Origin of the sequence: Frankia sp. AiPs1, assembly GCF_023716945.1 — a bacterium.
Taxonomy (GTDB): Bacteria; Actinomycetota; Actinomycetes; order Frankiales; family Frankiaceae; genus Frankia.
In genome coordinates this window covers 1-10,658 of the sequence record NZ_JAMQQF010000183.1, presented here as the reverse complement: position 1 = coordinate 10,658, position 10,658 = coordinate 1, and the positions used below count along the sequence as shown (strand labels likewise).

The window sequence follows — 10,658 nt, the reverse complement described above, 5'->3', positions numbered from 1 at the left end:
ACACCCCCCCCCCGCCCCCCCCCCCCCCCGCCCAGCCCCCGCCCCCACCCCCCGCCCCCCCGCCCCCCCCCCCCCCCCCCCCCCCCCCCCCACCCCCCCCCCCCCCCCCCCCCCCCACGGCTGACGCAGTGGTTGCCACGCTCGCCACGCGCGCGACCGGCGCACGACGGTAGAACCGGCGCCCGGCGGGGCAGGCGTTCCGTCGTTCAGTGCCGGAACAGCCGCAGGCCGGTGTGGACGAGCGTGATCCCCTGGTCGCGACAGGCGGCGAGGATCTCCTGATCGCGCACGGATCCGCCGGGTTCAGCGAGGTAGCGCACGCCGTGGCGGCGGGCATGATCGACGTTGTCCGGGAAGGGCAGCGCGCCGTCGGAGGCGAGGCTGACCTGATCGAGCCGGCGAAGCCACTGCGCGCGGTCGGCGGCGGTCAAAGGTGCCGCGGCCGGCGAGGGTCCGGCGGCGCTGCGCGCTGCAGGAGCGTCCGGGTCGGTGTCGTCGCTGTCGAGGTAGCGGATCTGTTCGGTGATCCGTTCCTGGGGCGTTCGGGCGCCGTCGGCGGGTAGTGCCTGGAGCCGAGGGTGGCGTCGCAGCCACCAGGTGTCGGTCTTCGCCCCGGCGAGGCGGGTGCAGTCGACCCGGGACTGCTGGCCCGCGCCGACCCCGAGCGTCATCCCGTCGCGGACGTAGGCCACCGAGTTCGACTGGGTGTGGCGCACCACGATCAGGCCGAGGAGCAGGTCGTCGAGGGCGAAGTCGGGGATCGACCCGACGCGCACGTCGGCCAGCGAGCGGCGACTCAGTTCGGTGTCGTCGCGCGGCTGGGTGAAACGCATCCCGTACACCTCGCGGATCTCCCACGGCGGTGGCCGATGCGCGGGGTCGGCCTCGAGGATCACAAACGCGCCGCGCTTCTTCGCCGCCAGCGTCGCCACGGTGCCGGGCTCGTAGCCGGGTGCGATGATCCCGTCGCAGACCAGGCGGCGCAGCAGCGACGCGAGCTCGTCGTCGACCGGCTCGGAGAGCGCCACGAAGTCCCCGTAGGAGCTCTTCGGGTCGCTGTCGCGGGCCCGCACGTAGGCGCTCGTGAGCGCGCCGACCGGCGACGGGCCGAGCCCGTAGGTGGCCGTCATCGTCGCGTCCGGCGGCCCGGCGAGCGCCGCGCCGGCGGGGGAGAGGTGCTTGAAGGAGGCTGCGGCGGGCCGGCCCAGAGCCCCGGCCGCCTCGCGGACAAGCTGCCACGCCCCCAGCGCATCCAGCATGTTGATGTAGGACGGCTGCCCGTGCAGGACCCGCACGGGTGGCCTGGCGGCGTCGAGTGGTTCGGCCGTCGCCGGTCGTTGCTGGGGGTTCATGCCGTATCGCAGGTCCATCGTCGGTCCTCACGTCGCGCACGCGGTCATCGTGCGTCGCAGGCCCAGGCGGTCGGCATCGACGATCAGACGGCCGTTCCCCGGTGGTGACCCACCCGCGCCAGTAGCGGCCTCGCCGCAACCTACCATGATCACCTGCGCGGCCCGGGAAAGTCGGCGAGACGGGTAGCGGCCGATCTGGTCTGGTCGTTCCGGCGTCGGCGCCCCCGCGCCGTTAGCCCGGGGGCGCGGGCAGAAAGCGGGCGAGGTCGGGATGGGACCGTCCGACGGGGGCGAACTCGATGATGTCCGCGGCGCTCACGCCAGCCCGGTGGAAGGGATCCTGCGCGACGATGGTGTCCAGCGTCTCGCGGTGTCGGTGGCAGGTCGTCAGGCGTCCTCGGCCAGGACGAGGTCGAGCAGCCCGGGGAAACGGTGGTCGAACTCGGCCCGGCGCAGCCGGTTGAACCGGCGGGGACCGGTGTCGCGCTGCTCGAGCAGCCCGGTCGCGCGCAGCACCGCGAAATGGTGGCTGCGGGTGGCCGCGCTGACCGGCACCTCGAAGCTGCCACACGGCAGCGTCCAGTCCGGATGGTCGGCCAGCATCCGCAGGATGGCCCGGCGCACCGGATCCCCGAGGGCGTCGAGGGCCTCCTGCAGGCTGACCTGCGCCGGGTCGCGATGGGTCAGGCTCGCCGTGCGCGCCGGTGTCCTGGCCTGCCCTCCGGCGGCCGTCGGCTGCGTCATGACCCACCTCCCTGCGGCGCGGGCCGGCGCCGGGCGACGCCTTCGCCCTTGGGACGTCACGCCGCGGCGCGGCCCTGCCGTCATGGTAGGTCCGCCACAGCCGGAGAACGGGGTGGCAGGGTGCGCGAGCGTGGCCGGCAGCGGGATACGGGATGCGAGTAGTCCGGTACCGCGCCGCCCCGCAGGGGAGGGTCGGAATACACCTGGGATCCGTTTCGCGGCGGCTGTCCTGGCCGCGTTGGCCGGCTTGGCCGCGTTGGCCGGCTGCAGCGTCGAGGCTGGAGTAGACGTCAGCCAGGCGTCATCGCGAGAGAAGGACCGAGATGATCGCAGCGATCGTTGCCGCTGCCGCCAGCCTTGTCACCGTGGCCCTGACATATCTGCTTTCGCAGCGGGGCGCCCGGCGGATGCTGGCACACCAGGCACGACTTCAACGAGTGAACACCCAGTTGAGCCAGTTATACGGACCTCTTCTCGTGATGACCGAGTCAAGTCTCATATCTTTCCGCGTCTTCAAAGAAGTGTACGACGATGCGAACTTCTCCCGGCGATACCGGCTCGACGAACCACACGAGCTGTCACCGACGCAACTGGAGGCGTGGCAGCACTGGCTGCCCGGAGTTTTCCAGAAGACGAACCGTCAGATGTACGAGCTCCTGCTCACCCGCGGCGATCTTCTCATCGACGGCGTGATGCCGGACTGCATGATCCAGTTCTGTGCGCACGTGACCGGCTACGAGACCATTCTCCAACGGTGGGAGTCGGGGGACACCCGATTCGCCTTCAGCGCGGTCGCCTACCCGGCGGGATTCACCCCGTACCTGCGCGATTCCTACGCCCGACTGGCCAGGGAACAGGCACGACTGCTGGCGATCATCGGATGACCGCGGGCACCGGGTGGGTCGACCGGCACCCACCGGTTCCCGGTTCGATCAGAACGCGCGCAGGGCTATCCCCGGATAGTCGACGACCAGCGCCGCGTCGTCGTAGGTGAGCTGGCAGGCGAACGCGAACGCCGGCGCGGTGTAGTCGTAGCGCTGGCATGATCCGTCGTCGGCGACGCGGGTGTAGGTCTGCTCCAGCCGGTGGACGCTCAGATCGACGGCGCGGACGTAGGCGGCCGGGGCGTCGGCCCGCCGCCCGACGGCCAGGTCCAGCCGGCGCACCGGCAGCGCGTTCGTCACCGCCGACGATTCCAGGTCGACGTCGAGACAACCCGCCAGCTCCGCCGCGACCACGCCGTCGACCCGCCACCGCCCGCCGCCGTCGGCTTCGAGCGTGACCGACCGGGATCCGCTGGCCGACCGCCCGTGCACCGTCGCCGCGCGCGTGCGCCCGGCCCCGTCCAGGCTGACGCGGTAGGTGACCAGCCAGGTCAGGCCCTCCTCGAGGGCCGTCGTACCGCCCTCGACGCGGTACCCGTCGGCCGACCGTTCGAAGTAGACGACCTCGAAGCCGCAGCGGGCGCGCTGGTGGCGCCAGGCTGCCGTCGCCGGCAGGTCGGTGAAGGCCACGATGCCCACCCTGCCACGCGGCCCGCCTGCGGCCCCGTGCTGCCCGCGCTCCATCGGCGGCGTCGACGGCGCACACTGAGCGGGCGGGCCCACTGCCGTTGCTCCCTACCCGCCGTCACCAGCGCAGACCCCGACCGGCATCTCGCCGCCGGGGCCCGTCCCACCAGGGAGAGACCCATGGCCACCCCGCAGGAACGCCGCAGCGCCGACCAGCAGGACCGCTACGCCGACCACCGTCGCGCCCGGGCGACGATCCTCGACGCCGCCGCGCACCTCGACCCCACCGACCTCAGCCTGCGCGCCCGCCAACTGCGCGACACCGCCCAGGCGATCCTGCGTCGCCACCGCCCCGGCGTGCGGCTCCCCGTCGACGCCGTCCCGGGCACCTAGCCGTCCCGGGCACCTAGGCCGCGCTCGCCAGCGTCGGTCAGCACACCGGGCCACCGGTCATCGCGACGGCGTCATCGGTACCCGGTCGCGCTGGCGGGCGTTCGAGGTGGTCAGCGGCGGTGTGCCGGTCGGTCTGACCATCGCCGGCAGCCTGGCGTGATCGTGCTCGCGGAGGTCAGGGGCGGGGACGTCGGGTCCGGCGTCGAGGGCACCCAGCGCCGCCGGGTCGCAGGCGTCGGCGAGCAGGTCCAGGGACAGGCCGAGGACCCCGCCGAGCGCGGCGACGGTGAAGAACGCCGGTGTCGCGATGCGGCCGGCCTCGATCTTGCGCAGTGTCTCCGCGGACACCCCGGCCGCGGCGGCGACCTCGACCATGCTGCGCTCGCCGCGCGCAGCCCGCAGCAGCGCGCCCAGCCGCTCGCCACGTTCCCGTTCCGCCCTCGTCAACGGCGCCCGCACCATACCCGTTATACTAATACCGGGATAGTAATTGGGCACAGGGGTGCCGCCGTGGCGCAGACGCGGGCGTCGGCACACGCGGGGAAAGGATGGTCGAGATGGTGGAGCTGAAGTCGGCCGCGGCGATCGAGGCGATGGCCGCCGCCGGGGACGTCGTCGCCCGCGCGCTGGGCGCCACCCGCGACGCCGCCGCCGTCGGGGTCACCCCCCGCGAACTGGACGCGGTCGCCCACGCGGTCATCCGCGACGCCGGGGCCATCCCGGTCTTCCTGCACTACCAGCCCGGTTTCGCCCCGACACCGTTCCCCGCGGTCATCTGCGCCTCGGTCAACGACGTCATCGTCCACGGCATCCCCGGCGACACCCCGCTGCGCGACGGCGACCTGGTCAGCATCGACTGCGGCGCCGAGCTCGACGGCTGGGTCGGCGACGCCGCGATCAGCTTCACCGTCGGCGCCGGGCGCCCCGACGACGCCACCCTCATCGACACCACCGCCGCGGCGCTGGCCGCCGGCATCGCCGCCGCCGTCCCCGGCGGCCGCCTCGGCGACATCGCCGCCGCCATCGGCGCCGTCGGACGCGCCGCCGGCTACGGCATCCCCCGCGACTTCGGCGGGCACGGCATCGGCCGGCGCATGCACGAGGATCCCAGCGTGCCCAACGACGGCCGGCCCGGCCGGGGCATGCCGCTGCGCGCCGGGCTGGTCCTCGCCCTGGAACCGATGTTCTGCGCCGGTGGCCGCGACGACTACCGCACCGCCGCCGACGGCTGGGCCCTGCACACCATCGACGGCAGCCGCGCCGCCCACGTCGAGCACACCGTCGCCATCACCGCCGACGGCCCACGCATCCTCACGACCACCGCCTCGACCACCCCCGCCTCAACCAGCACCGCCTCAACCAGCACCGCCTCAACCAGCACCGCCTGAGCCAGCAGCGTCGGAGAGCCACCAGCGTCGGAACCGCCGCCGCATCACCTCTCGCCGGCCCGGCGGGGGTGGTACCCGGTCCGTTGCGGCTCGCCGCCGCGGCGGTCGATAGTCGGAGCTGACCGTCCCGGCAGCCGCCGGGCTGGTCACCGTCCCATCCGACCCCGGACTTCTCGGAGCGTGCCATGACGTCGCCGTCAACCGCCCTGCAGCCCTTCACGATCGACGTCCCCGACGCGGTCCTCGACGATCTGCGCCAGCGGCTGCGCCGGACCCGGTGGACCGAGCAGATCCCCGGCACGGGCTGGGACCTGGGCACCGACGTGGACTACCTGCGCGGGCTGTGCGCCTACTGGGCGGACGGATTCGACTGGCGCGCCGCCGAGGCCCGACTCAACCGCTGGCCGCACCTGCGCACCGTCATCGACGGCACCACCGTGCACGCCCTGCACGCCCGCTCGCCGCACCCGGGCGCGGTGCCGCTGCTGCTCACCCACGGCTGGCCCGGGTCGATCGTGGAGTTCGGCGGCGTCATCGACCGGCTCGTCGACCCACCGGCCTACGGCGGCGACGCCGCCGACGCCTTCCACGTCATCTGCCCGTCGCTGCCCGGCTACGGCTGGTCGGGGCCGACGGTCGAACGCGGCTGGCACGTGCGCCGCATCGCCGACGCCTGGGCGCAGCTGATGACCCGCCTGGGCTACGACCGGTTCGCCGCCCAGGGCGGCGACTGGGGCGGGGCCATCACCGCCCACCTGGGCGCCTATCATCCCGACCGGCTGTTCGGCATCCACCTCAACCTGGTCCCGCCGCCGCCGATGACCCGGGACGAACGCGCCAACCTCACCCCCGAGGAGATCGCCGACCTCGACTTCGCCCGCCGCTTCGCCCAGTACGAGACCGGCTACCAGGCCATCCAGGGCACCAAGCCGCAGACCCTCGCCCACGCCCTGGCCGACTCCCCGGCCGGGCTCGCGGGCTGGATCGTGGAGAAGTTCCGCACCTGGTCGGACTGCGACGGCAACGTGGAGAAGGCGATCAGCCGCGACGACATCCTCACCAACATCACCACCTACTGGGTGACGGAGACGATCGCCTCGTCGATCCGGCTCTACTACGAAACGCGCGCCGCGGGCCTGCTCGGCGCCCCCGAACGGCAGATCAGCACCCCGACCGGCGCCGCGATCTTCCCGAAGGAGATCTACCGGCCGGCGCGTGCCGTCATCGCCCGCCACTACAACCTGCAGCGCTGGACCGTGCAGCCCCACGGCGGCCACTTCGCCGCCCTCGAGCAGCCCGAACTGTTCACCGCCGACGTCACCGCCTTCTTCCGCACCCTGCGCCCCTGACCCCACCCCCAGGCTGGCCGACGACGACCCGGCTGCGCGGAACCGACCCGGTTCCGCGGAACCGGGATGATCGGCAGAGTGACGTGCACGCGGCGGCCGAAAAGCGGGTGACGGATCACGGCGGGACCGGCAGTCTCAGCAGATGATCCGCACCCCCGACGGCCCCGACCACCCCGCGCTGGCCGGTGACTCCGCAACGGCCGAGCACCCCGCGTCGTACGAGCACCCCGCGCTGCCCGGCGCGCTGCACTGGCGGCGTCCGCGCGGCGCCGACCAGGCGCGGGTGCTGGCCGTCCTGGACGACTGGTGGGGTGGCTTCGGCGGGGAGGCCGGGTCCCGGCAGCGGGCCCTGCTGCTGCCCCGGCTGTTCTTCCAGCACTTCGCCGACACCTCCGTCCTCGGCGAGCAGGCCGACGGCCGGCTGAGAGCGTTCCTGATCGCCTTCCGCTCCGCCGCGGCGCCCGACGCCGCCTACATCCACTTCGTCGGGGTCGATCCGGCCCTGCGCCGGCGCGGTGTCGCCGCCGGTCTGTACCGGTGGTTCTTCGCCCAGGCCGCCGCCGGCGGCGCCCGCCGCGTCGAGGCGATCACCAGCCCCGGCAACGCCACCTCCGTCGCCTTCCACACCGCCCTCGGCTTCCGCGTCGCCCCGGGACGGCGCACGGTCGACGGCGTCGACATCCAGCCCGACTATGACGGGCCGGGGCTGCACCGCGTCGCCTTCACCCGCCCCCTCACCCCAGCCGACACCGCGCCGGCGTCGCCGCGCTGAACCGGAACCGCGGAACCGCAGCGCGACGCTGCGTGGTTCGACTCGGTGGCGGTCGGCGGTCGACCAGAGGCGGATTAGGGTGGCTGCCATGAGTTCGACAGCGCTCGCACCGCCCGTCGCGTAGGGCGGGCCGCCAGGGAAGGCCACCGCGCCTGGGTGACGACACCCGGCGCGGCGGTCGTGCTGCCCGCACAGGGGACCGCACGACCACTTCCTCACGCGGAGAGCCGAACAGTGTCGAATGCTGCCCTCACCCTGCCCGTCGGGCGGGGCCTGATGTACCTGGCCGTTGCCGCAGCTACCTGGAGCACCACCGGAGCGGCAGTGGATCTTGTCTGCCGGTCCAGTGATCTGGGGCCGGTGGCCGTGTCCTTCTGGCGATTCGTCAGCGGCCTGGCGGCGCTGCTCGTGGCGCGCGCCGTCGGGCGGTCCCGGCCGGCGAACCGGGTCCCTGCCGCTGGGCAGCCCTGGCGGCGACGGCTGCTCCTGCGGGCAGGAACGGGCCTGGGCCTGGCTGTCTTCCACACCGCCTACTTCGCCGCGGTCGCGACGACGGGACTGGCGGTGGGCACGATCGTGACACTGGGCGCTGGGCCGGTGCTCACGGCCGTGGGCGCGGCACGTGCGCTGGACGAGCGGCTGGGCCGTGGCATCGTCGCGGTGGTCGCAGCGCTGGGCGGCCTGACGGTGCTCGTCGTGGGCAACAACCAGGGTGGCACGGTCCGTCCGCTGGGAGTCGTGTTCGCGCTGCTGTCCGCCGCGGGATATGCCGGGGCCACGCTCCTGGCCCGGTGGATCGGGCGCGCCGGTGAGAGCGAGGACCCGGCCGTCACGACGGCGTGGGCCTTCGCCATCGCCGCCGCGGTGCTGCTGCCGCTGGCCGCGGCCGCGGGACTCCTGCCGCACACCACCGACCTCGCTCGGGTACTGCTGCTGCTGGGCTACGTGGCCGTGGTACCGACGGCCCTGGCCTACCCGCTCTACTTCGCCGGCGCGGCGGTCGTGCGCGCCGCCACCACGTCAGCGGTCATGCTGATCGAGCCGGTGGGCGCCGCCGTCCTCGCGGTCACGCTGCTCGGCGAGCAGCTCACGGCGGCGACGATGGTCGCCACCCTGCTGCTGCTGGCCGCCGTCGGCGCCCTGGTGCTGGCCGAGACCCGGCACGCCGAGGACGGCGCCGGGTGACGCCCCCTCCCGACAGGGCGGCCCCCGACGGCGCGGCCCGGTGTCCGTCGCCGCTCAGGGGCGCACCGACGTCGGGCGCACCGACGTCGGGCGCATGGAGCGCTCGGCGATCCGGACCAGCAGCCGCCGGGGCAGCAGGCGACCGCCGCGGGCCAGCAGCGCGTTGCGCCGCCCGTCGATCGCGATCGGCCGGCCCCGCTGCAGGGCACGCAACGCGCAGGCGACGACCTGCTCGGGGGTGCGCACCGCGCCGACGACGCCGTCGCGGGTGCCGACGACGTCGAAGAACGGCGTCTCGGTGGCACCCGGGCACAGCGCCAGCACCCGCACCCCGGCCGGGCGCGTCTCCGCCCCCAGCGCCTCGCTGAACGACAGCACGAACGCCTTACTCGCCCCGTAGACGGCCATGTGGGGCAGCGGCTGGAACGCCGCGGTGCTCGCCACGTTCACCACCGCCCCCTGCCCGCGGGCCACCATCGCGGGCAGGAAACGGGCGGTCAACGCGACCACCGCGACGCAGTTGAGCCGCACCATGTCGGCCAGGCGCACCGGGTCGGCCACGGCCAGGTCGCCATGGGCGCCGAAACCGGCGTTGTTGACCAGCAGGTCCACCCGGCCCCCGGCGGCCGCGACCTGGTCGGCGATGACATCGACGGCGCCCGGGTCACTCAGATCGGCGGCGACGACCTGGGCGCGCACCCCGTGGCCGGCCACGATCTGGTCGGCCACCGCCCGCAGACGGTCCTTGTCGCGGGCGACGAGGACGACGTCGGCGCCCCGCGCGGCGAGCGCACGGGCGAACACCGCGCCGATACCCGTCGACGCCCCGGTGATCAGCGCGGTCTGTCCCTGCAGGTCCATCAGCATCTCCCTACCATCCGGTCGGTTGTGGGGAAGGCCGGCGTGGACGACGGCAGTGGTCGGCCGTCGCGGTGCGTGCGGACGGGTCAGCCGCGACGCCGGGCGGGCACCGCGACCAGGCCCGACGGCGGCGCGGTCGCCCCCGTCACCGTCCTCGCCCCCGTCACCGTCCCCGCCACAGACACCGTCCCCGCCACAGACACCGTCGACGCACGATCCGCCGACCATCCACCACGATCCGCCCGGACCCGCAGACATCCGGACGACACGGCGAGGCGGTGGCGGGGGAGGGTGGGCGTCCGCGGCGGGGTGCGGGGCAGGCGGATGCGTGGGACAGCGCCCGCGTGGTTCTTCTGTAGGGTTCGGCATCCGATTTGTCCCTACAGAAGAACCATGGTGCGCCGCTCCCGTGCACACCACCTCCTCGGCGGGGGCGAGGCCGCCGCCGAGGCCGCGCTCGCCGCAGCCGAGTGCGCTCGCCGCTGGCGGGTGACCCCCGCACGGGCGGACCCGGGCGGGGGAGACACGGGGGAGACGTGAGCGAGCGGGCCCAGCCGGCATGCCGGGATGGCGGCCAGCAGGCCGCCATCCCGCGACCGGGTACGCCCCGGGGCGTCCGGAGATGCCCCGGGGCGCAGCGCCACCCGGGCCACGGGCGCCCATGACGGCCCTGACCAGGCCCGCCGGCCACGCCTCACCGGCCGGGCGTCCCGGCCCGATCGGGCCATCCGGGCCCCTTTACACGCCTCACCTTGCGCCTACAAGAGGAGGAATGTCCCGAATGGACAACGCGGGGGCGGTGTGGAGTTCGCCGAACCTCTGTACAGACCCCCCCGGGGGCGCGGTAGCGTGCCCACCGTCACGTCGTCCACCGATCTGGCTACACACCGATAGGACCGTCGCCGTGGACGGGTCGGTGCGTGCTCGGCCTCGAAGCCCAGCTCCGGAACCCGCAGCGGGCCCGCCGAGGGCGAGACAGGCGCGGCGGCTACCAGCCCACCACCACCCGACGGTGACACGACGTGACGAACAGGGTGGGTCTGCTCGCGGCCTACGCCGCCGCGGCCTGGGGTCGCGCCGGCGCGGCGCGCACAGGCCGCCCG

10 protein-coding genes and 1 pseudogene are annotated in these 10,658 nt (G+C 74.2%); 6 read left to right on the top strand and 5 right to left on the bottom strand.

The window, feature by feature from the left end; all coding sequences use genetic code 11:
- Positions 1–206: 206 nt before the first annotated feature.
- Positions 207–1,370, bottom strand: a complete 1,164-nt coding sequence (locus tag ND748_RS16740; protein ID WP_251746734.1) for a phosphoribosylaminoimidazolecarboxamide formyltransferase — start codon at positions 1,368–1,370, stop codon at positions 207–209.
- A 369-nt stretch (positions 1,371–1,739) separates the two neighbouring features.
- Positions 1,740–2,096, bottom strand: coding sequence for a helix-turn-helix transcriptional regulator (locus ND748_RS16735; RefSeq protein WP_251746733.1), 357 nt, complete (start codon positions 2,094–2,096; stop codon positions 1,740–1,742).
- A 479-nt stretch (positions 2,097–2,575) separates the two neighbouring features.
- Between ND748_RS16735 and ND748_RS16730 the strand changes: the two genes are divergently transcribed.
- Complete coding sequence (locus ND748_RS16730; protein WP_251746732.1) at positions 2,576–2,980, top strand: hypothetical protein; 405 nt, start codon at positions 2,576–2,578, stop codon at positions 2,978–2,980.
- A gap of 48 nt (positions 2,981–3,028) precedes the next feature.
- On the opposite strand, the gene ND748_RS16725 is transcribed toward ND748_RS16730, so the two are convergent.
- Positions 3,029–3,610, bottom strand: coding sequence for a putative glycolipid-binding domain-containing protein (locus ND748_RS16725; RefSeq protein WP_251746731.1), 582 nt, complete (start codon positions 3,608–3,610; stop codon positions 3,029–3,031).
- Between the two features lie 177 nt (positions 3,611–3,787).
- Here ND748_RS16725 and ND748_RS16720 point away from each other — a divergent pair, with 177 nt between their 5' ends.
- Positions 3,788–4,000: a hypothetical protein gene (locus tag ND748_RS16720; RefSeq protein WP_251746730.1), complete on the top strand. Its 213-nt coding sequence runs from the start codon at positions 3,788–3,790 to the stop codon at positions 3,998–4,000.
- Between the two features lie 210 nt (positions 4,001–4,210).
- Here the strand turns inward: ND748_RS16720 and ND748_RS16715 are convergent.
- Positions 4,211–4,462, bottom strand: a pseudogene (locus ND748_RS16715) (helix-turn-helix domain-containing protein); the annotation flags it as partial.
- A gap of 95 nt (positions 4,463–4,557) precedes the next feature.
- On the opposite strand from ND748_RS16715, the gene map reads away from it, so the two are divergent.
- The 4 genes from map (at position 4,558) to ND748_RS16695 (ending at position 8,694) form a co-directional block, all read left to right on the top strand.
- Positions 4,558–5,388, top strand: coding sequence for a type I methionyl aminopeptidase (map, locus tag ND748_RS16710; RefSeq protein ID WP_251746729.1), 831 nt, complete (start codon positions 4,558–4,560; stop codon positions 5,386–5,388).
- Between the two features lie 185 nt (positions 5,389–5,573).
- Positions 5,574–6,737: an epoxide hydrolase family protein gene (locus ND748_RS16705; protein WP_251746728.1), complete on the top strand. Its 1,164-nt coding sequence runs from the start codon at positions 5,574–5,576 to the stop codon at positions 6,735–6,737.
- Between the two features lie 142 nt (positions 6,738–6,879).
- Positions 6,880–7,509 (top strand): GNAT family N-acetyltransferase, encoded by a 630-nt coding sequence (locus tag ND748_RS16700; protein ID WP_251746727.1) that lies wholly within the window; start codon positions 6,880–6,882, stop codon positions 7,507–7,509.
- A 234-nt stretch (positions 7,510–7,743) separates the two neighbouring features.
- Positions 7,744–8,694 (top strand): DMT family transporter, encoded by a 951-nt coding sequence (locus tag ND748_RS16695; RefSeq protein ID WP_251746726.1) that lies wholly within the window; start codon positions 7,744–7,746, stop codon positions 8,692–8,694.
- A 54-nt stretch (positions 8,695–8,748) separates the two neighbouring features.
- Here the strand turns inward: ND748_RS16695 and ND748_RS16690 are convergent, their stop codons facing one another.
- The gene (locus tag ND748_RS16690) at positions 8,749–9,555 is read right to left on the bottom strand and encodes an SDR family oxidoreductase (RefSeq protein WP_251746725.1); all 807 of its coding nucleotides are present in this window, start codon (positions 9,553–9,555) and stop codon (positions 8,749–8,751) included.
- Positions 9,556–10,658: the final 1,103 nt, after the last annotated feature.